The 20915-nt window shown below is 74.5% G+C and carries 17 protein-coding genes; 8 read left to right on the top strand and 9 right to left on the bottom strand.

Annotated elements, in window-relative coordinates; all coding sequences use genetic code 11:
* Positions 1 to 83: 83 nt before the first annotated feature.
* From fabI to B056_RS0114785, 3 genes are all read right to left on the bottom strand, one after another.
* Positions 84 to 857 (bottom strand): enoyl-ACP reductase FabI, encoded by a 774-nt coding sequence (fabI, locus tag B056_RS0114795; protein WP_018502642.1) that lies wholly within the window; start codon positions 855 to 857, stop codon positions 84 to 86.
* Between the two features lie 103 nt (positions 858 to 960).
* Positions 961 to 2175 carry a cation:proton antiporter gene (locus tag B056_RS0114790; RefSeq protein WP_018502641.1) on the bottom strand — a complete coding sequence of 405 codons (1215 nt, stop codon included), beginning with the start codon at positions 2173 to 2175 and terminating at the stop codon, positions 961 to 963.
* A 24-nt stretch (positions 2176 to 2199) separates the two neighbouring features.
* Positions 2200 to 2682: a cation:proton antiporter regulatory subunit gene (locus B056_RS0114785; protein ID WP_018502640.1), complete on the bottom strand. Its 483-nt coding sequence runs from the start codon at positions 2680 to 2682 to the stop codon at positions 2200 to 2202.
* A gap of 452 nt (positions 2683 to 3134) precedes the next feature.
* Here B056_RS0114785 and B056_RS0114780 point away from each other — a divergent pair, with 452 nt between their 5' ends.
* The gene (locus tag B056_RS0114780) at positions 3135 to 3647 is read left to right on the top strand and encodes a PGPGW domain-containing protein (RefSeq protein ID WP_035751546.1); all 513 of its coding nucleotides are present in this window, start codon (positions 3135 to 3137) and stop codon (positions 3645 to 3647) included.
* On the opposite strand, the gene B056_RS0114775 is transcribed toward B056_RS0114780, so the two are convergent.
* Positions 3631 to 4032 (bottom strand): hypothetical protein, encoded by a 402-nt coding sequence (locus B056_RS0114775; RefSeq protein ID WP_018502638.1) that lies wholly within the window; start codon positions 4030 to 4032, stop codon positions 3631 to 3633. The genes B056_RS0114780 and B056_RS0114775 overlap by 17 nt on opposite strands.
* A gap of 159 nt (positions 4033 to 4191) precedes the next feature.
* Between B056_RS0114775 and B056_RS0114770 the strand changes: the two genes are divergently transcribed.
* Positions 4192 to 6078, top strand: a complete 1887-nt coding sequence (locus B056_RS0114770) for a glycoside hydrolase family 15 protein (protein WP_018502637.1) — start codon at positions 4192 to 4194, stop codon at positions 6076 to 6078.
* Positions 6079 to 6202: 124 nt separating this feature from the next.
* Positions 6203 to 7486 (top strand): L-2-hydroxyglutarate oxidase, encoded by a 1284-nt coding sequence (locus B056_RS0114765; protein WP_018502636.1) that lies wholly within the window; start codon positions 6203 to 6205, stop codon positions 7484 to 7486.
* A gap of 64 nt (positions 7487 to 7550) precedes the next feature.
* On the opposite strand, the gene B056_RS0114760 is transcribed toward B056_RS0114765, so the two are convergent.
* Entirely contained in the window at positions 7551 to 8585 is a 1035-nt protein-coding gene (locus B056_RS0114760; RefSeq protein WP_018502635.1) for a 2-dehydropantoate 2-reductase, read from the bottom strand.
* 140 nt (positions 8586 to 8725) lie between these two features.
* On the opposite strand from B056_RS0114760, the gene B056_RS0114755 reads away from it, so the two are divergent.
* A complete protein-coding gene (locus B056_RS0114755) occupies positions 8726 to 10033 on the top strand; it encodes an aminotransferase class V-fold PLP-dependent enzyme (RefSeq protein WP_018502634.1) in 1308 nt (435 codons plus the stop codon).
* 321 nt (positions 10034 to 10354) lie between these two features.
* Positions 10355 to 10990, top strand: a complete 636-nt coding sequence (locus B056_RS0114750; RefSeq protein WP_018502633.1) for a response regulator transcription factor — start codon at positions 10355 to 10357, stop codon at positions 10988 to 10990.
* A gap of 380 nt (positions 10991 to 11370) precedes the next feature.
* Here the strand turns inward: B056_RS0114750 and B056_RS0114745 are convergent, their stop codons facing one another.
* On the bottom strand, positions 11371 to 12159 hold the full coding sequence (locus tag B056_RS0114745; protein WP_195905911.1) for a hypothetical protein: 789 nt from the start codon (positions 12157 to 12159) through the stop codon (positions 11371 to 11373).
* 122 nt (positions 12160 to 12281) lie between these two features.
* On the bottom strand, positions 12282 to 13292 hold the full coding sequence (locus B056_RS42770; protein WP_154677039.1) for a hypothetical protein: 1011 nt from the start codon (positions 13290 to 13292) through the stop codon (positions 12282 to 12284).
* Positions 13293 to 13347: 55 nt separating this feature from the next.
* Here B056_RS42770 and B056_RS0114735 point away from each other — a divergent pair, with 55 nt between their 5' ends.
* Both B056_RS0114735 and B056_RS0114725 read left to right on the top strand, forming a co-directional pair.
* Positions 13348 to 15189: a hypothetical protein gene (locus tag B056_RS0114735; RefSeq protein WP_154677038.1), complete on the top strand. Its 1842-nt coding sequence runs from the start codon at positions 13348 to 13350 to the stop codon at positions 15187 to 15189.
* A gap of 1010 nt (positions 15190 to 16199) precedes the next feature.
* Positions 16200 to 16700, top strand: coding sequence for a pyridoxamine 5'-phosphate oxidase family protein (locus B056_RS0114725; RefSeq protein ID WP_018502630.1), 501 nt, complete (start codon positions 16200 to 16202; stop codon positions 16698 to 16700).
* Positions 16701 to 16936: 236 nt separating this feature from the next.
* Here the strand turns inward: B056_RS0114725 and pyk are convergent, their stop codons facing one another.
* Complete coding sequence (gene pyk, locus B056_RS0114720; protein WP_026239717.1) at positions 16937 to 18352, bottom strand: pyruvate kinase; 1416 nt, start codon at positions 18350 to 18352, stop codon at positions 16937 to 16939.
* 283 nt (positions 18353 to 18635) lie between these two features.
* On the opposite strand from pyk, the gene B056_RS44395 reads away from it, so the two are divergent.
* Positions 18636 to 18806 carry a hypothetical protein gene (locus B056_RS44395; protein WP_230202997.1) on the top strand — a complete coding sequence of 57 codons (171 nt, stop codon included), beginning with the start codon at positions 18636 to 18638 and terminating at the stop codon, positions 18804 to 18806.
* Positions 18807 to 18814: 8 nt separating this feature from the next.
* Here B056_RS44395 and B056_RS0114710 read toward each other — a convergent pair whose 3' ends face one another.
* The gene (locus B056_RS0114710; protein ID WP_026239716.1) at positions 18815 to 20866 is read right to left on the bottom strand and encodes an ABC transporter ATP-binding protein; all 2052 of its coding nucleotides are present in this window, start codon (positions 20864 to 20866) and stop codon (positions 18815 to 18817) included.
* Positions 20867 to 20915: the final 49 nt, after the last annotated feature.

Here is a 20915-nt window from a genome sequence, read left to right as displayed (position 1 = left end):
TCCTGGCCTCCTCGCCCTTTCCGGAGCCCAGACCCCGAAATCCACCCCGGAAACGGCGAGACCCCCGAGAAAGGGCGGGCGGGTCAGGCGCCGACCGCGTGGAAGCCGCCGTCCACGTGCACGATCTCGCCTGTCGTCGCGGGGAACCAGTCCGAGAGGAGGGCGACGCACGCGCGGGCCGCGGGGGTGGTGTCCGCGATGTCCCAGCCGAGCGGTGCCCGGGTGCCCCAGACCTCCTCGAACTTGCTGAAGCCGGGGATGCTCTTGGCCGCCATCGTGCGCAGCGGGCCGGCCGCGACCAGGTTCACCCGCACCCCGTTCGGGCCGAGGTCCCGGGCCAGGTAGCGGGCGGCGGAGGCGAGCCCGGCCTTGGCGACCCCCATCCAGTCGTAGGACGGCCAGGCGACCGAGGCGTCGAAGTCCAGGCCGACGATGCTGGCCCGCTCGCCGAACAGCGGCATGGTCGCGCGGGTCAGGGACGCGAGCGACCAGGTGGAGACCTGGAGCGCGGTGCCGACCTCCGACCAGGCCGCCTCCACGAACGGCTTGCCGCCGAGCACCGACTCCGGCGCGAACCCGATCGCGTGCATCACCCCGTCGAGGCCGTCGACATGCTCGAGGACCTTCCCGGAGAGCTCGGCGAGATGCTCCTCGTCGGTCACGTCGAGCTCGACGACCGGCGGCTCGGTGGGCAGGCGGCGCGCGATCCGACGGGTGAGGGACAGACCGCGGCCGAACCCGGTGAGCACCACGGAGGCACCCTGCTCCTGGGCGATGCGGGCAACACTGAACGCGATGGACGCCTCGGTCAGGACGCCGGTGACGAGAACGCGCTTGCCTTCGAGAAGTCCGGTCATGGAGCGTCATCCTGCCAAACATCGCCGGGTGAATCCCGGCAGCCCGGCCGGGATTCGCGCGCCGCCGCCCGGCCGCGGGTCACCCGGCCCCGCGCCAGGGCGGTCACGCGCCGCGCGCGGGGGCGTGGTCCGGTGACCTGCGGGCCTGTGACCAGCGGCGGACCGTGCGCACCACCGGCTCGACGAACCGCGCCGCCAGCGGGCCGAGCACCGCCATCAGCAGGACGTAGCACGCGGCCAGCGGGCCGAGCTGGGGGTTCACCCCGGCGGCGACCGCCAGCCCGGCGATGACGATCGAGAACTCACCGCGGGCGACGAGCGCGGCGCCGGCGCGGTAGCGGCCCATCGTCGCGATACCGGCGCGGCGCGCGGCCCACCATCCGGTCGCGACCTTCGTCGCCACCCCGGCGAGTGCGAGCAGGGACGCGGCGAGCAGCACGGGCGGGATCTCGACCGGGTCGGTCTGCAGGCCGAAGAACACGAAGAACACGGCGGCGAACAGGTCGCGCAGCGGCATGAGCACCTCGTGCGCGCCCTCCGCGACCGGCCCGGACAGCGCGATACCGACCAGGAACGCGCCGACCGCGGCGGAGACCTGCATCCGCTGGGCGACGCCGGCGACGAGCAGCGTCAGCCCCAGCGACCGCAGCAGCAGGACCTCGTCGTTGCGGTCCGAGTTCGGGCTGAAGACCAGCAGGGTGACCTTGTCGCTGTGCCGCAGCGCGACGTACAGGACGGCGACCAGGGCGCCCAGCGCCACCGCGACGGTCAGCGAGCCCCGGGCGACGGTGTGATGGGCCAGCAGCGCGGTGACCACCGGCAGGTAGACGGCCATCGCGAGGTCCTCGAGCACCAGCACCGACAGCACGACCGGGGTCTCCCGGTTACCGATGCGGCCCAGATCCCCCAGGACCTTGGCGATGATCCCGGACGAGGAGATCGCGGTGACGCCACCCATGACCACGGCGGCCAGCGGCCCCCAGCCGAGCACGAACGCGGCCACCACACCGGGCGCGGCGTTCAGGGTCAGGTCGAGCACCCCGGCAGGCGCCTGTTTTCGCAGGCCGTGCAGGAGTTCCTCGGCGGTGTACTCCAGGCCGAGCGTCAGCAGCAGGAGGATGACACCGATCTCGGCGCCGATCTCGATGAAGTCCTCGCTGGCACCCAGCGGCAGGATGCCGCCATGCCCGAAGGCGAGACCACCGATGAGGTACAGCGGGATCGGTGAGATACCGACCCGCAACGCGAAGTGGCCGAGCACCCCCAGGACGAACAGGACGGCACCAAGCTCGAGGAACGTCGTCGCCGTGTCGTGCACGTGTCGTCGGTCGCCCGTTCCCCGTCAGCCCGCGCGCAGCAGCTGGGCGACGGCGGCGGTGTTCTCCGGGGTGCCGACGACGACCACGACGTCCCCGGGGTGGAACTGGAAGTCCGGACGCGGCGAGGCGAGGACCTGATGGTCCCGGACGACGGCGACGATCGACGCGCCGGTGCGGGTACGCGCCTGGGTGTCGCCGAGCGTGCGGTCCGCGTACGGGGAACCCGCGGTCAACTCGATCTGCTCACCGACCAGCCCGGCGAACGCACGCGAGATGTCGGCGAGCTTCTCCACGATGTGCGGAGCGCCGAGCAGCTCGGAGAGCACGTCCCCCTCCTCCGGCGTGAGTGTGATCGACTCGCGGGATGCGTCCGGATCCTCCGCGTCGTAGATGACCAGGTCACGACGTCCGTCGTGGCGGCTCACCACTCCGAGCCGGCGGCCCGAGCGGGTGCTGAAGTCGTGCCGCAGCCCGATCCCGGGCAGCGGGGTCTCCTCGACATCCACTTCTTCCTGAGCCTCCGTCAGCGCTGACGCGTCGTTCCGGGAGGACGCCGGCCGGGCCTGGGACACCCGGTCGGGCACTGACGCGCCCCCGCCGCCCGCCGGGCCCGCCGCCGGTCCCGCTTCTGATCGCCACAGTAGCCCGCCAGGGACCGATCGGCCCTGGTCCGTCCGATCCGGGCATCCGCCCAACCGGCGGGACCGGCACCGCCGGCCCACGTCCCCGACCGGCCGGTGACGTGATGTCGACAGCCCGGAGACCACCCGCGAGGCCACGAGGTGACGCAGACTGCAGATGGGCGGCGGATTCACGCGGCGGCTGGTGGGAACGTCGTTCGAACTGGGAACGACGTTCGCGCGGCGAGCCGTTGCACGTGCGGAGGCCGCGGTCCGAGACCGGCCCCGCCCCGCGGGCCCACGACGCAGGCCCGATCGCGGGCCGGGAAGACGGCATCGTGCTCAATCGAAGCGCACGGCTGGCCCGGCGGGTCGCCCTCACGATCCTGGGAGTGGCGGTGCTCGGCCTCGGCGTGGCGATGCTCGCGCTGCCCGGCCCCGGTTTCCTGGTGGTCGCGCTCGGGTTCTTCATCCTGAGCCTGGAGTACGAGTGGGCCCGGCACCGGTTCGAGCAGGCCCGGCAGAAGGCCGCCGACCTGGCCGACCAGGCCGCCGCCAACGCGTTCTCGACGGCGTTCACCATCGTGTTCGGCATCGGCATGATCGCCGCCGGCATCGCCTGGATCGTCGTCGACACATTGCCCGCGTCGTCGCCGTGGTCGGGCGGCAGCCTGATCTTCTCCGGGCTGGTGGTGCTCTCGACCATGTTCGTGAGCCTCTGGCAGGCCCGGCAGGCCCGCGAGGCCGGGCTACCGACCCCGGCCGAGCTCATCGAGCAGCGCGAGCGCGACGAGGCACGTGAGCACGCCGAGGCACGTGAGCACGCCGAGCGGACTACTGGCCCTGCGTGAACTCGCTGATGCCGATCACCTTCGGCCGGCCCTGCACGCACCGGTAGATCGCCGCCTTGTCGGCCGAGGAGGCCTGCGAGATGTCGTAGCGCAGCGGGTAGGCCCGGCTGGTCGCGAGGTTGTTCGTGTCACGCGGCTCCTGAAGCGCTCCCCCGACGGTGGGGCAGGCCGCGCGGACCGCCTCCTTCTCCGCCGTCGTCGCGGCCGGATCGAAGTACACCACCGCCTCGACCTTGGGCGGCGGGCCGTCGATCACCGCGTAGACGCCGAACACGACCAGCCCGACGGTCGCCAGCCCGGCCAGGACCACCGCCGTCCGGCGCCGCGGATCGGTCAGGTACCCGATCGTCTGGCGGATCCAGTGCGGGGGCGCGGACGTCGTCATCAGGCGATTCCTGTCACAGCGGGGCACGAAATCTGGTCCGGCGGGCGCCACGGAGCGGCGTACACCGGGACCCTCAACGTATTCCGCCGGACGGGTCCGTAAGGTGAACGACCTTGTGCGGCACAGCACGGTAGCCGGCCCTGGTAACTAGGAGAGAACGTGCCATCCCTCATCGAGGATTACGCGCTGATCGGAGACACCCACTCGGCGGCACTGGTCTCCCGTGACGGCTCGATCGACTGGCTGTGCCTGCCTCGGTTCGACTCCCCGGCCTGCTTCGCCGCGCTGCTCGGGGACAACGAGTCCGGGCACTGGAAGATCGCGCCGGTCGAGCCGGTGATCGGGGTGAGCCGCCGCTACCGCGGCGACACCCTGGTGCTCGAGACCGACATGACCACTGCGTCGGGCACCGTTCGGATCGTGGACGCGATGTTCCCCCGGGCGGGGGCGCACGTCGTGCTGCGGCTGGTGGAGTGCCTGCAGGGCACCGTCCGGCTCCGGTCGGAGACCCGCTTCCGGTTCGACTACGGCTCGATCGTGCCGTGGGTGCGCCGGCTCGACGAGCACTCGGTCGCCGCCATCGCCGGCCCCGACTCGGTGACGCTGTGGACCACCGCCCCGATGGAGGGGCACGACATGGCCACCTACGCCGAGTTCAGCGTCTCGGCCGGGCAGTCCGTCCCGTTCTCGCTCACCTGGCGGCCCTCGCACGAGCCCGCGCCGGCCGCGCAGGACGTCCGGCGGATGATCTCGCAGACCGAGGCGTGGTGGTCGGACTGGATGGCCGGCTGCACCTACGACGGCCAGTGGCAACCGGCGGTCCGCCGGTCGCTGATCACCCTGAAGGCGCTCACCTACGCCCCGACGGGCGGCATCGTCGCCGCGGTCACCACCTCGCTGCCCGAGCACATCGGCGGCGTCCGCAACTGGGACTACCGCTACTGCTGGCTGCGCGACGCCACGATCACCCTGCTGGCGCTGCTCGACGCCGGCTTCACCAGCGAGGCGACGGCCTGGCGGGAGTGGCTGCTGCGCGCCGTGGCCGGCGACCCGTCCCGGGTGCAGATCATGTACGGAGTGGCCGGCGAGCGGCGGCTGCCCGAGTACGAGGTCCCGTGGCTGCCGGGCTACGAGAACTCCTCCCCCGTCCGGGTGGGCAACGCCGCCGTCGACCAGTTCCAGCTCGACGTCTACGGGGAGGTCCTCGACGCCCTGCACGTGGCCCGGGTCGCGGTGGCGAACCGGCGTCCCGGCCCGTCCCGCGACCCGTTCCTCACCGGGATCCACTCCGAGGACGACGGCCGGGACGGCTCCTGGCAGCTGCAGACCAAGCTCATGGACTTCCTCGAGACCGGGTGGCGCAAGGCCGACGAGGGCATCTGGGAGGTCCGCGGGCCGCGCCGGCACTTCGTCCACTCGAAGGTGATGGCCTGGGTGGCCGCCGACCGGGCCGTCCGGGGGATCGTCGAGTCCGGGCTGCCCGGCCCGGTCGAGCGGTGGTCGGCGCTGCGCGACGAGATCCACCGCGAGGTGTGCGCCCGCGGGTTCGACTCCGACCGCAACACCTTCACCCAGTTCTACGGCTCGAAGGAGCTGGACGCGGCCCTGCTCTACATGTCGCTCGTCGGCTTCCTGCCGGCGACCGACCCGCGGGTCGTCGGCACCGTCGCCGCCATCGAGCGCGAGCTGATGGAGGACGGCTTCGTCATGCGCTACCCGACGGCCGAGGACGGCGCCGTCGACGGCCTGCCGGCCGGGGAGGGCGCGTTCCTGGCCTGCACCTTCTGGTTGGCGGACAACTACGCGCTGTCCGGGCGGGTGCACGAGGCGCAGGAGCTGTTCGAGCGGCTGCTGGCGCTGCGCAACGACGTCGGGCTGCTGGCCGAGGAGTACGACCCGCGGCTGGGCCGGATGACCGGCAACTTCCCGCAGGCGTTCAGCCACGTCCCGCTGGTCAACACCGCGCGCACGCTCACCGACGCGCTGCGCGGCCGGCCGCGCTCGCGCACCGACCGCGCGCATCCGCCGGGCCACTTCTTCGGCTGATCGGGGCACCCGCCGCCGGGCCGGGCCCACACCGGTCGGTGCGGCCGCCGGCCGGGCGGGCACCGGTCACGGACGGTGTACCGGGATACTGAGACGCAGGTCGACGAGTGAAGGCGGGGCACGGGTGGCGGAGCGGATCGCGGTCATCGGCGGCGGGATCCTCGGGCTCGCGGTGGCCCGCAGGCTCGGGCAGGTCGTGCCCGGATCGACGGTCACCGTGTTCGAGAAGGAAGATGACGTCGCCCAGCACCAGACCGGGCGCAACAGCGGTGTCGTCCACGCGGGCCTGTACTACAAGCCGGGCTCGCTGAAGGCGACGCTGTGCCGCCGCGGCGTCGGCCTGCTGCGCGAGTACTGCGAGGCCCGCGGCATCCGCTACGAGGAGTGCGGCAAGGTCGTCGTGGCCGTCGACGACAGCGAGCTGGGCCGGCTCGACGACATCGCGCGACGGGCCACCGCGAACGGCGTGCCCGGCACCCGCATGCTCGACGCCGCCGAGCTGCGCGCGATCGAGCCGCACGCCCGCGGGGTCGCCGCGCTGCACTCCCCGACCACGGCGATCGTGGACTACCCGGCCGTCGCCCGGGCGCTGCGCGCGGACATCGTGGACGCCGGTGGCGCGGTGCGCACCGGCGCCGAGGTGATCGGCGTGGATGACGGCCCGGCGGGCGTCCGGCTGCGGCTGCGGGTGCGCGGCACGGCGCCGGTGGCGCCGAACGGGAACCACCACACCGCGGCGGTCGACAACGGGACGGTCCGGGTCGTGTCGGAGTCGGTCGGCCCGTTCGACCGGCTGGTCTCGTGCGCCGGCCTGCACTCCGACGAGGTCGCCGCGCTCACCGGGGAGGACAGCTCGCCGCGGATCATCCCGTTCCGCGGCGACTACTGGCTGCTGCGCCCCGAGCGGCGCGGCCTCGTCCGTGGCCTGATCTACCCGGTGCCCGATCCGCGCTACCCGTTCCTGGGCATTCACCTGACCAAGCGGGTGGACGGCGAGGTCCTCGTCGGCCCCAACGCCGTGCTGGCCACTGCCCGCGAGGGCTACACGGTGGGCACCCTCGACCGGGGCGACCTGCGGCAGACCCTGTCCTGGCCGGGCTTCCAGAAGATGGCGAAGGCACACTGGCGCACCGGCGCCAAGGAGATCCTGCGCACCGCCAGCAAGCGCGCGTTCGTGGCCGAGGCCCGGCGCTACGTCCCCGAGCTGCGCACCGGCGACGTCGTGCGCGGCCCGGCGGGAGTGCGGGCCCAGGCGGTCGCCCGGGACGGCAGCCTGGTCGACGACTTCGTCCTGGCCGTGCGCGGGCGGGTCGTCCACGTGCGCAACGCCCCGTCCCCGGGTGCGACCGCGTCGCTGGCGATCGCGGAGCACATCGTCGCCGACGCGGTCCCCGAACGCGCGTCCTGACCCGTCCCGGCGCCGTCGTCGGTCCCGCGGCCGGCGCCGGCGCCGGCGCCGCTCCCGCGGCGGGCTACGGGCCGGTCCCGAGGGCGGCGAGCACCGGGAGCAGCGCGGCGCAGGTCGGCGTGGGCACCCCGAGCCGCTCACCCGTCCGGACCACCGCCCCCAGCAGCGCGTCGTGCTCCAGCGGGCGGCCCGCCAGCCGGTCGCGCAGCATGGACGTCCCCGCGCCGGGCGGCTGGTGACGCAGCCGGGCCAGCGTGCGCTCCGGCGCGTCCACGGCGAGGCGCGCGCCTGCGGCCCGGGCCACCGCGGCGGTCTCCCGCATGACCGCCAGCGCGAGCTCACCGACGTCCGGGCGGGCGAGCACCTCGAGACCGCGGCCCGTGAGCGCCGTCAGCGAGTTCGCCGCGCTGTTGCTGAGCAGCTTCGACCAGGCGGCCGTGGCGAAGTCGGGGACGAGCCGGACGTCGCCGGACGGCAGCACCCCGGCGAAGCGCTCACCCAGCGGGCAGTCGGGCACCTGGAGGACTCCGTAGGCCACGTGTCGGACCACCCCCGGGCGCTCCAGCTCGGCGTTGAGGTACACGACCGCCGGCAGGACGGCCTCGCGCGGGACGGGTGGGCTGACCCGCTCGACGTGCTCGACCCCGTTCTGCGCGACGACCACCGCGGTTGCGTCCCCCAGGCCGGCGCGCAGCCAGCCCACCGCGGCCGGGGTCTGATGCGCCTTCGTCGCCAGCACGATCCAGTCCACCGGCCCGCAGAGATCGGCGGGGTCGAGAACCACCGGCAGCCGGAACTCGGTGCCGCCTCCGCCGGAGACGCTCCCGGTACCGGCGGGGCCGGGCCGGACGATGCGCAGGCGGTCGAAGCCACCGCCGCGCACGCAGAGCAGCACCTCGGCACCGCCCTCGGCCGCCCGCGCGGCGAAGTACCCGCCCACCGCTCCAGCACCGACGACCGCGACCCGGGGCCGCCGCACCGCGCCATCGCGCGCGCCGGACCGACCGGATGTCCCGGGTGTGCCGGACGTGCCGGGTGTGCCGGGTGGGAGCACCCGGCCCTGGAACACCGCGGCGTCCGGTGCGGGTACGGCGTCCACGCGTCGAGCCTGCCAGCATCGCCCGGGACCGCCCACCGGACGACCCCCACCGGCCAGAAAGCACCCACCAGAGACCACCCGTCCGGCGGCTACCGCCGGATCCGGCCCCGGGCCGGCGGGGCAGCTGCGACGCTGAGTCGATGGAACCGCACCGCAGGACGACTCCCGCCCTCGATGCCGACCGGACCCGCGCCAGCCGCGGGCGCACCGTCGTTCCGGAACCCGAGATCGGCCGTCGCTGGCGCGCGGCGCGGGCGCGGGCGGGCGTCGTCCACCTGGACGCCGCCGCGGCCGCCCGGCCGAGCATCGCGACCGTCACCGATCAGACCGACCACCTGCGCCGGGAGAACCTGGTGGGGGCCTACATCGCCGAGATGGAGGCCGCCGAGGTCCTCACCGGCGCGCGGGCCCGGCTCGCGACGCTGCTGGGCCCCGGGCTCACCGCCGACGACGTGGTCTTCCAGCATTCCGCCAGCACCGGCTTCGCCGCGCTGCTGGCCGCCTGGCCGCTGCCCCCCGGATCCCGCGTCGGCGTCGTGCCCGGGGAGTACGGATCGAACCTGCTGCTGCTGGCGGCCCGCGCGGCCCGCGACGGCCTGGAGCTGATCGAGCTCCCGGTGGACCCACTGGGCCGCATCGACCTCGACCGTCTCGACCGCCCCGACCGCCCCGACCGGACGGCCGGTACCGGCGGTACCGGGGGCCTCGAGGGCCTCGCCCTGGTGACGTTCCCGCACATCCCGAGCCAGCGCGGCGTCGTCCAGCCGGCGGCGGAGGTGGCGGCCCGCTGCGCCGCCGCCGGCGTCGACCTGATCCTCGACGTGGCCCAGTCGCTCGGCCAGGTCGAGGTCGCCGGCATCGGGGCGGCCGCCTACGTCGGTACCTCGCGCAAGTGGCTGTGCGGTCCCCGCGGCGCCGGCTTCAGCGCGGTGCGCCCGGACGTCGTCGACCGCCTCGGCCCCGGCGCGCCCAGTCTCCACTCGGCCCACCCCCACGACCTGGGGGCCCGTCCGGCGCCGCCCGCAAGGCCGTTGCCGGGCCCGTCCCGGATGGCGATCGGCGAGGCGGCGGTGGCGAGCCGGATCGGGCTGGCCACCGCGCTGGCCGAACTGCTCGCCGAGGACCTCGGCGCGGTCCAGGACCGGATCACCGCCCTCGCCCGGCACGCGCGCCGCGCCCTCGACGGGGTCGCCGGCTGGCGGCTCGGTGAGGAGGCCGACTCCCCCACCGGCATCGTGACCCTGCGTCCGCCGCCGGGCGTCGACGCGACGGCGGTCTGCCGGGCGCTGTACGTCGAGGCCCGGATCCTGACCAGCCCGATCCCGGCCGGGCGGGCGCCGGAGCTGACCGCACCGGTGCTGCGGGCGAGCCCCCACGTCTACAGCAGTCCCGCGGAGATCGGGCAGCTCGCCGAGGCCCTCGACAGGTGGGGCCGCCCCGCGCCATGACTCGGACGGAAGCCACCGGCGATCACCCGGCGACTACGGCCCGGCGCCGCACCACCCGGCCGGCCGTCACCCGACACCCACCGCCACCCGGTCACCGAGGGCACGCGCGGTCACCGAACCGGTCGAAATCACCCGTGACAACTGATGCGTCCGGGAACCTGTTGGTAACGCCAGGTGCCGGTCTGCTGAAATAGCTGCGTTGCAGGCAAGGTGTCCGGTGGCGTTCCGATGGGGGGACGGACACGTCACGCGTATGCCCGACGGCGGGCAGAACGGGAGCGACGTGACCCACAGCGCAACGCAGCGGGAGTCGACCACGCGGTGAGCAGGCTCATCTCGGTCGCCGCTGTCGACGACCATCCCATCGTGCTTCGCGGCCTCGCCGACGTCATCGAGGGGCTCGACGGCCTCACCCTCCTGGCAACGGCGACGTCGATCGCCGAGCTGCTGTCCGGCCCGGGCCGGACGGCGGACGTCGTCCTGCTCGACCTCGACCTCGGCGACGGCTCGGAGGCACCCGACAACATCCGCCAGCTCACCGGCATCGGAGCCTCGGTGATCGTCTTCAGCGCGCTCGGCGATCCGGAGGCCGTCCGCGGCGCGATGCGCGCGGGGGCCGGCGGCTTCGTCACCAAAACCGACGACGTCGGCGAGCTGGCCACGGCGATCCGCGCGGCCGGTGCCGGGAACGGCTGGGTCTCACCCCAGCTGGCGTTCATGCTCCTGACCGACGAGGCGCCCGACCGGCCGACGCTGTCACTGAAGGAGCTGGAGGCCCTGCGCCTCTACGCGACCGGAATGCCGCTGAAGACCGTCGCCCGCAAGATGGCCGTCTCCCCGGAGACCGCGAAGCAGTACATCGAGCGGGTGCGGGTGAAGTACCGCAAAGCCGGCCGCCACGCCGACACCAAGATCGACCTCTACAAACGCGCGAAGGAGGACGGCCTCCTCGACTGACCGGAGCCGCCGACGTACCGCGCTCCCAGAGCACCCGCGACGAATCCCTCGACCAGACGGTCTCCCTCCGGACTCCCTCCGAGCGCCGACACGGCTACGACCCCCGTCCCGGCGCGCCTGTGGAGCGGGCGCAGTGGGCACCGACCCGGGCGGCCGGTACCCACTGCCTGGCGCACGCCGGATCCCCGCGTCCGGCGCACGCCTCGCGCCGTTCCCGCCCGATGGAACGCGCGCTTCGGGCCAGCGGGTGTGATCGGACGCCGGCCCCCCGGTCCGAACGTCCCATCCCCCGTCACCCGCCTGCCATCACAGAGTCTGTCAAGACGGGGCCGTTCCGTCATGTCCCCAAAGACCTTCCCGGGCCGACCCCCGTACGGGGGTCAGGAGACTGGGGGTGAACCCGCAGGGCGGGCCAGCGGGGTGTAGCGCACGAGCACACCGACGAGGACCAGCACCAGCCCGCTGAAGATGATCACCCAGAGCCCTGGGCCGAGGTCCGTGGTGGCGTCGAAACCCGTCCCGGAGAGCAGGTCACCGCGGCGGAAGCGGGCCACGTCGACCACGGCGGTGAGGATCAGCATGAGGCCCGCGATCACGGCGAGCATGCGGCCCCAGTCGACACGCCGCCCCGCCAGCAGGAGGCCCGCCACCATCGCGAGGATCCCCAGCACCATCGTGAGCTGGCCGTGCTGGTCGGGATCCGTGCCGTGGATGGCGAACTCCACGATGCCGAACGCGCGCACCGTGGCCCACGTCATCGTCGAGCCGATGACCGCCGCGCCCCCGGCCAGGACGACCAGTGGCGGGCAGAGCATCGCCAGCAGGTACCGGGGGGAGCGTGCCGGGACAGCCCGCGGGCCAGCCGGCCCCGACCCGGATCCTCCGGGCGAGGCGGCGTCGACGACGTCAGCGGCCGGTGGGGCGGTCCGTGCGCCGTTGTCCGACGGGACGGCCGGCGATGCCTGGCCCCCGGCCCACCGGCCCTGGACCACCGCGGCCCGCCCGACCTCCCCGTCGGCCCCCGGCCTGGCCCAGCGGGGATCGGCGGTGGCCGCCGCTGCGGCCCGCCAGACCGCCAGGCCCGCGTCGACCCGTGCTCCGCCGTCCGGCGCGACGTACTCCCCGCCGGACGGCCGGGCCCACGGGCTCCGCTGCCGATCCTCGCCCACCCGGTCCTCCCGCCGTCCCCCACCGAAGCCCTGATGCCGGCCGGACCGGCGGCCGGGCGCGACCTCCCCGCGCCCCGTGACGGTGGTATCACGCGCGGACAGCGGCCGCATGCCGCCCGCCGCTACCGCCTGGGCCGCGGGCGTGCCACCGCGACCAGCCCCACGAGCCCGGCCACCAGGGTCACGACCACGCCGATCTGCGGCCGGACGGCTATCACATCGGCGGAGATGGCCCGAAAGGACGACAGGGACGGCGGGCCCAGCGCGAGATCGAACCCGGAGACGATCACGAGCAGCAGCGCCGACGCCCTCGCGACAAGGAGGTCCGACGCGGGCCCGACCCGACCTGTCCCGCCCGCCGGGCGGCCACGGCCGCGCAGCGACGCCAGGCCGACCAGCACCATCAGCAGCCCGGCGACGAGCGTCAGGCGCCCGTCTCCGACGGTGACACCGGTGAAGGTGCGGGTCTCGTCCCCGCTCGTCAACGTGCTCCACGGAAGGAAGGCCGCCACCGCGGCCACCGCCCCGCCGAGCGCGAGGAGAGCCATGTCCCGGCCGCGCGCCGCCACCGCCACCGGCGCGGCGGCGCGGTGCTCACGCTCACGGCGGGTCGCCCCGGCACGGGTTCCCAGGTCCTCCACCGGTTCCGCAGCCGGACCGGAGTCCGGGTCCGGGTCCGGGCTCGGGCTCGGGTCCGGGTCCGGGTCCGGGCTCGGGGCGGCTTCGGGTTCCACCGGACGTTGCCGCTCGGTCGTCCTGCGCTCCCCCACCACCGGCGGCTGCCCACGCCCGGTCGTGTCCGGGGCCCGATGCGGCGCGGCGTCAGGTGTCCAGGCCGGATCGGTGGACCGGCCGGGATCTACCGGTCGTCCCGGGCTGGCCAGGTCCGGGTCGGCCCGGTCCGGCACCGCCGTCCCCTGGCCCGGCTGGTCCTGGCGTCGCCAGGTCGCCGGCTCCGCCCCACGGCCGGTCGCCGGGCGCACGAACCCTGTGGTGGGTGGCGAGTCCGGCGGGGTGCCCGGGCCCATCTCGAACGTCCGCCCGCCCGTCTGCTGCTCGGGCACCGCCGGGGCGCCCGAGTCCGCGTCCGGCCCCGACGCGGGTCGTCGGCCGGGCAGGCGGCGCAGGTCCACCCGCATGGTCGGCGGATCGAGGGCCTCACGGGCGGCCGCGGAGGGTTCCGTGTGGGTGGGCTTCGCCGACCGCGCGGTCCCGGTCGACCTGGCCGACCCGGCGGCGTCGGAGGGCGCCGCGACCGACCCGGACCGTGCCGGCGTCTCCGCCCGTGCCGGCGTCTCCGCCCGCGAGGGCGTCTCGGACCGCGACGGCGTCTCGGACCGCGACGGCGTCTCGGACCGCGACGGCGTCTCGGACCGCGACGCGGCCGACCGAGCCGACGCCGCGCTCCGTGCCGCGGCCGATTCCGCCGATTCCGCCGAGGACGACGCCTTGGCTGGTGCCGTCGTGGATGTCGATGGCCGTCGGTCCCCGGGCGGCGCGGCGCGCCGGCCGGAACCGCCACCGGCCGCTTCGGGGGACTCCTTCCCGCCGGCCGCCCCCCGCTCGAACCACGTCGGACGGTCCTCACCCGACGTCCGGGCCGGTGCCGGGCTGGACCGCCATATCGGCGCCGCCGGAGACGCCGGTGGTGCCGAAGAGGTCGGCGGCGTGGGCGGCGGTGCCGGAGGAGTCGGCGGCGTGGGTGGCGTCGGCGGCGTCGGCGGCGGCGTCGATCGAAGTGATCGGGACGGCGGCGTCGTGGCGGACGGGCGCGGAGCGAACAGCGGCCGGGGCCGCTGTTCGCCGTCCGGGCCACCGGTGACCCGGTCCGCCGTCGGCGGTGGGGCGGCCTGGTCGGTCGAGGACGTGGACGTCCCCGCCGTGGCGCGGGCCGATGGTTCCCGGGCGCCCGGCGGGCTCGAGCAGTCCGCGGCCCCGCCGGCCGGCCCACCCGGCTGTGCGGGCTGGCCCGGCTGTGCCGACTGGCCCGGCGGACCCGTGCCGGTGTTCCGCGGAACCGTCGGGGACCGGCGGGCGGCCGGTGCCGACTGCCCCTGGTACGGGCGCAGGGTTTCCCGTGCCGGCGGCGATCCCGGGCCGGAGCCGGGCTGTCCCCGGCCGGTGCCCGTCGCCGGAGCGGACGGGGGACGCAACGCCTCCGGGCGGTTCGCCGATCCCGCCGTGGACGTCGGCCGCAGCGGCGAGGGCCACCCCGGCCGCTGCGTCGCGCCCGGGCCGTCCCCCGCGGCCGGTCTCGCGGAACCCCCCTGTCCGGCGGGCCTGGGGGGCCCCGGGGGCGCCAGACCGGGCGGCGCGGTGCCGGAGGACGGCGACGGTGAGCCGGGCTTCGACGCCGGGGCCGGCCTCCCCGTGCTCGGCGCCGAGGCGGGGGGCGCCGGTTCGGCGGACGCCCGCGGCTTCTCCTGGCCCCCGGGCGTGGCGGGCTGCTTCGGCGCGCCCTGCGTCGTCGCCTGCGTCGTGGGCCTGGCCGATGTCGCCGGCGTCGTGCCCGTGGGCCTGGCCGTCGTGGCCGGGCCGGACGGCTTCGTGCCAGCCGCGGGCCGCGCGGCCGGGGTCTGGCCGGCGGGCCCGGCCGACGGCGGACGCGCGGGTGACCTGGGCGGCGTCGGCGGCGTCGTGGGCCGGGCAGGATCCGCTGGCTTCACCGGCGCGGCTGGCTGCACCGGCCTGGCGGGCGACGCGGGTTCGGCGGGCCGCACCGGCGCCCCCGGCTGCACGGGCCTGGCGGGCTGCACCGGCGCCGCGGGTCCCTTGGAGCTGGCGGGCGGCGGACTACCGGGTGCCGACGGGTTCACGGGCGCGCCCGGCCGGGCCGGCGGTGCCGCCTGGGCAGGCGCCGGCTGCGTCGCGCCGCGGGCGGGCGTCCCGTCGCGAGGTGGTGGTCGCAGGCCGGGGCGGGTCGGCGCCACCGGGCGGGACGGGTTCGCCGGAGCCGGCGGAGCCGGCGGAGCCGGCGGCGGCGCGGCTCCCGGCCGTTCGCCGGGTCCCGGGCCGCGGTCGCCCGGTTGACGGTTGCCACCCGGTTGGCGGTCGGCCGGGCCGCGGTCGGGGGCTGGAGCGGAGGCGAACGCGGGCGGACCGCCGGGTCGGGGACCGCTGGATCGTCCGCGCTCAGCCGGCGGCTCCGCGGCGGGCACCGGCTTCTCGGCCGGGTCGCCCTGGTCGGCCATGCACTCACTCCTGACGCGCAGCGCTTCCATCCGATGGCCCTGACGGGCTACCGGCGAACCGGGGCGACGGTATCCGTCCGTGCTGTGACCGACGGAAGGCGGCCCGGGTGAATCGTCCTGCTTCGCCCAGACATGCGAGGGCGGGGCCGGTCGGATCGACCCGCGCGGAGCGGCACGGATGACACGCCGGAGACGTGGTTCGTGGTCGCGCCCGGACGGCGCCGTCGTGGAGCCGCTGGTCGGGCGGGCCGACGCTAACGGATGGGATCGCGCGGAACAACCCCGCGGCCGCGCGGCGGGCCACTTCCGTGCCCGCGCCCGAACCCACCCCCGGAGGCGGCCCGCCGCAGGCGACCAGGGACGGTGCGTGTGTCGCGCGGGACCGCGGGGCCACCGCGCGAGGGCCACGGAGGGAGCGCGCAGGACGGGGACGCCGTGTCACCACCGGCTCGGCCACACGGCTCGAAGCGCAGGACCTATTACACAGAGCAGTGTCACTCGGGCCTCGGCTACCATACCCGCACAGTGTGTTCCTGCCAGGCAACAGACGCGGTCGACGCGCCCCAGCTCCAAGTGCCTCAGGAGCCTGTTCTGAATCCTGCTTTCGATCCACTAACCGCGTCCCGACCGGGTATCAGGGGTAGAACACCTCGGTTGATACGGGTGCCGGGTGGTGCGCTCCGCCCAAAGCGCCGAGTCGAGCACCCCTGCCCCGCGCGAAATGAAGATCGAGGGCGTTTTCCAGAACCGGGCCCGAGCGTCCGGCCGCCGACGGAGCCACCGGCCGGACGCCGGCCGGGCGCGCTGTTCACGCTGCACGGCCCACACCCCATGATTGGGAGGATTCCCGTGTCGACGTCCGACGCCGTCTCGGCGGACCTGTCCGTGACCCGGAACTACGTTCGCGACGGCAAAGTGATGCAGATCGCGACGTTGGCAGGTGGCGGCGAGCCCGCCGTCTGCAACCTCTGGTACGCGAGCTCGTTCGAACCGGACCGCCTGTTCTTCATCTCCAGGCCCGACCGCACCCACTGTCGGAACATCAGGGCCGATCGTCGGGTGGCCGGCGCGATCGTCACCATCGAGCTCGACGGGCTGGGCCAGGAGGTCCAGGGCGTGAGCTTCGCCGGTACCGCGGAGGAGGTACCGGTGGCGGAGGCCGACGCGCTGCTGCCGATCTATCACAGGCGGTGGCCGCAGGGCAGCGAGCTGGCGAACGTGGACATGATGCTGGCGGACGGCAACGCCCACCGGCTCTACGAGATCCGGGTGGACCGCTGGATCCTCTTCGACGAGATCAACCACCCGGACGATCCCCGGCGCGTCATCGACTTCGCCCGGGCGGGCTGACCGAGCCACGACCTGGCCGCTCAGCAGTTGTCGTCGCGCCCGACACCGAAGATGCGGCGCGGGAGGCGGGGCGGCGGGCGACCGCGGGCCACCGGGTCGAAGCCCGGTGGCCCGGCGCTGTTCGCTCCGCCACGGCCGGCGCCCCCACGATCGTGCCGTTCCAGCCCGCCACGGGCCACCGATCGCGAGCGACCGGCGGCGGCACTCCCGCGGCGGGCACGGACCCGCGGGCCCGGTCAGACCGCCTCGCCGATGCGGTGCACCCGCATCGTGTTGGTCATGCCGGCGACACCCGGCGGGGTACCGGCGACGACGACCACCAGCTCGCCCGGCCGGCAGTGCCCGATCTGCTGCAGGGCCGTGTCGACCTGCCGGACCATCTCGTCGGTGCTCTCCGCGAACGGCACCAGCACGGTCTCCACGCCCCAGAACAGCGCCATCTGGCTGCGCACCCCGGGAATCGGGGTGAAGGCGAGAACGGGCACCGAGCTGCGGTACCGGATCAGCCGGCGGGCGGTGTCCCCGCTGAGGGTGTGGGCCACCAGGTAACGCGCACCGACCGCCTCGCCGACGCTCACCGCCGCCTGGGCGATCGCGCCGCCGAGGGTGCGTGGCGGGGTCCGCAACGGGGGGATGCGGCCGAGATCCGCCTCGGCGGTCTCGATGATCCGCGCCATGGTCGCGGCCGACTCGACCGGGTACGACCCGACGCTCGTCTCGGCCGAGAGCATGATCGCGTCGGCGCCGTCCAGCACGGCGTTGGCGCAGTCGCTCGCCTCGGCGCGGGTCGGCCGGGGCGCGCTCACCATCGACTCGAGCACCTGGGTGGCGACGATGACGGGTTTGGCCCGCTCACGCGCCTGGCTCACGGCCCGTTTCTGGACGAGGGGGACGTCCTCGAGCGGCAGCTCGACACCGAGGTCACCGCGGGCGATCATCAGGCCGTCGAAGGCCTCGATGATCCCGTCGAGCTCGTCGACGGCCTGCGGCTTCTCGATCTTCGCGAGGACCGGGACCCGGATCCCGACCTCGTCCATGATCGCGCGGACGGCCGCGTAGTCCTCGGCGGACCGGACGAACGACAGCGCGATCATGTCGACACCGAGTTCGAGCGCGAAGCGCAGGTCGTCGGCGTCCTTCTCGGACAGCGCGGGCACCGTCAGCGCGGCGCTGGGGATGTTCATGCCCTTGTTGTCGCTGACCTTGCCGCCGATCACGACGGTGGTGCGGACGTCGGTGTCCTCGACCCCGTCGATCCGCAGGTTCAGCCGGCCGTCGTCGACGAGGATGGTGTCCCCGGCGGCGACGTCCCGGGTCAGACCCGGGTACGTGGTGCCGACCTGTTCCTGGTCGCCCAGGACGTCACGGATGGTGACGGTGAAATGCTGCCCGGGCAGCAGGGTGACCCCGCCGTCGGCGAACCTGCCGAGGCGGATCTTCGGCCCCTGCAGGTCGGCCAGGATCCCCACGCTGCGGCCGGCGGCCGCGGCCGCCTCGCGCACCAGGGCGTACGCAGCGGCGTGCTGCTCGTGCGTTCCGTGCGAAAAGTTGAGCCGGGCAATGTCCATTCCGGCGTCGACGAGGGCCCGGACCATCTCGGGAGAGTTGGTGGCCGGGCCGAGGGTGCAAACTATCTTGGCTCTTCGTGGCACGGTCAAAGCCTAGGTAACGAACGCCCGGGATTGGACATGGGCCCTGGTGACACACTCGATGCGCCGGTTCTGGGCCGCTTAGTCCCGAGAGGTTCTGTGACCGTTTCGCACCCGGGCGTTCGGACACATGCTGCGCGCAAGGGCACAGCAGGCGTACGTTCGCATGGTCCTCCCGCAAGAGCGGGCGAAGGGACAGTTACGGGAAAGCTGGCAACGGCGCCGCACGATCCCGGACGTCCAGACCGCGGCACGTTACCGCCCTGAAACAACCTGGAGCCCGGACATGACCAACAATCCCGCAATTCACCGGCGGCCTTCCGGCGACGTGGACATCGCGCTGCCCCACGAGACCGGCGAGCCCGACACCGGACCGGCGGACACCGCGTCCCTGGACGCGGTGTCCATGACAGCCGGCCCGCCGGTCGGTGTGATCTCCGTCGCAGCGGCGGCCTGAGCGGACAGTCAGCGCGCGGCCGGCAGGGCCGCCACCCCACCGTTCGGCGGGTCGAGGGTGACGTGGGCGCCCGAGCTCCAGTCGGCCGGCGGCCCGGCCGGCGGTTCGGCCTGCCCACCGGCCGGCGGTTCGGCCTGCCCACCGGCCGGCGGTTCGGCCTGCCCACCGGCCGGCGGCTCGGCGACCGGAGCGTCGTCCTGGGTGGCGAACTGTGTGTGGTGGAGCTCGGCGTAGAGGCCACCGAGGGCCATCAGCTCGTCATGGCTGCCACTCTCGACGATCCGCCCGCCGTCGACCACGAGGATGCGGTCGGCCCGCCGGACGGTCGAGAGCCGGTGGGCGATGACCAGCGACGTGCGTCCGGCCAGCGCCGCGGTCAGCGCCCGCTGCACCGCCGCCTCCGACTCGCTGTCCAGGTGGGCGGTGGCCTCGTCCAGGACGACCACCGCGGGCTCCTTGAGCAGCAGCCGGGCGATGGCCAGCCGCTGCTTCTCGCCGCCCGAGAGCCGGTAGCCGCGCTCCCCGACGACCGTGTCCAGCCCGTCGGGCAGGTCGCGCACCGCCTGGCCGATGTGGGCCGCGTCCAGCGCCGCCCACATCCGCTCCTCGGTCGCGTCGGACCGGGCGAACAGCAGGTTGGCCCGGATGCTGTCGTGGAACAGGTGCGCGTCCTGGGTGACCACGCCGACGGCCGCCCGCAGCGAGCGACCGCTGAGCGCGCGGACGTCGAGCCCCCCGATCCGGACCGCTCCGTCCCGGGCGTCGTACATCCGGCCGACGAGTTGGCTGATGGTGGTCTTCCCCGCGCCGGACGGGCCGACGAGCGCCACAAGCTCACCGGGACCCACCCGGAAGGTGACATCGTGCAGCACCGGCTCGGGTGTCCGGCTGTCGAGCACGGCCGTGGACTCCAGCGAGGCCAGTGACACCTCCGTCGCCGCCGGATAGCGGAAGCCGACGTGGTCGAACTCGACGGCCACCGGCCCCACCGGCAGCTCGACGGCGTCCGGCGCGTCCTCGATCGCCGGTCGCAGGTCGAGGACCTCGAAGACCCGCTCGAACGAGACCAGCGCGGTCATCACGTCCACGTGCACGTTCGACAGCTGCGTCAGCGGGCCGTAGAGCCGGGTGAGGTAGGCGGTGAGCGCGACGATCGTGCCGACCTCGAGGCTGCCCCGGGCCGCGAAGGTGCCGCCGACGCCGTAGACGATCGCCGTCGCCAGCGAGGCGACCAGGGTGAGCGACATGAAGAAGATCCGCCCGTACATCGCCTGGGTGACGCCGATGTCCCGGACCCGCCCGGCGCGGCGGCGGAAGGTTCGCACCTCGCGGTCGGGCTCGCCGTAGAGCTTGGTGAGCAGCGCGCCGGCGACGTTGAACCGCTCGGTCATCATCGTGTTCATCTCGGCGTTGAGGCCGTAGCTCTCCCGCGTCAGTGCCGCCAGCCGCGGCGCCAGCAGGCGCGCCGGCACGACGAACACCGGCAGCAGCACGAGCGCGACCACGGTGATCTGCCAGGACAGGCTGATCATCGCGACCAGGACGAAGACGACCGACAGGAGGTTGGACAGCACCGCGGACAGCGTGTTCGTGAACGCGGACTGCGCGCCGAGGACGTCGTTGTTCAGCCGGGTGATGAGCGCGCCGGTCTGGGTGCGGGTGAAGAAGGCGATCGGCTGGCGCTGCACGTGGTCGAACACCTGGGAGCGCATCTCGTAGATCAGGCCCTCGCCGATGCGGGCGCTGAACCAGCGCTGGCCCAGCCCGAGCAGCGCCTCGCCGACCGCGAGCGCGGCGACCACCGCGGCGAGCCCCTGGACGACCCCGGCCCGGCCGGGCACGATCCCGTCGTCGATGATCGCCTTGAACAGCAGCGGGGTGACGGCGCCGGTCGCCGCGCCGAGCACGATGAGGACGCCGAAACCGGCGAGCTGCCGACGGTAGGGGCGGGCGAAGCCGACGATGCGGTGGACGGTCCCCGGGCGCAGGCTGGCCCGGGTCACCGAGCGGTCCCGTTGGAACGAGCGCATGGTGGACCAGTTGTCGACCGCAGTTCTCATGGAGCCTCCGACGCGCCGCTACGTGTTACTACGCAACGGTGTAAGCAAA

It is taken from the genome of Parafrankia discariae, from assembly GCF_000373365.1.
Taxonomy (GTDB): Bacteria; Actinomycetota; Actinomycetes; order Frankiales; family Frankiaceae; genus Parafrankia; species Parafrankia discariae.
This window is presented reverse-complemented; position numbering and strand designations above follow the sequence as displayed.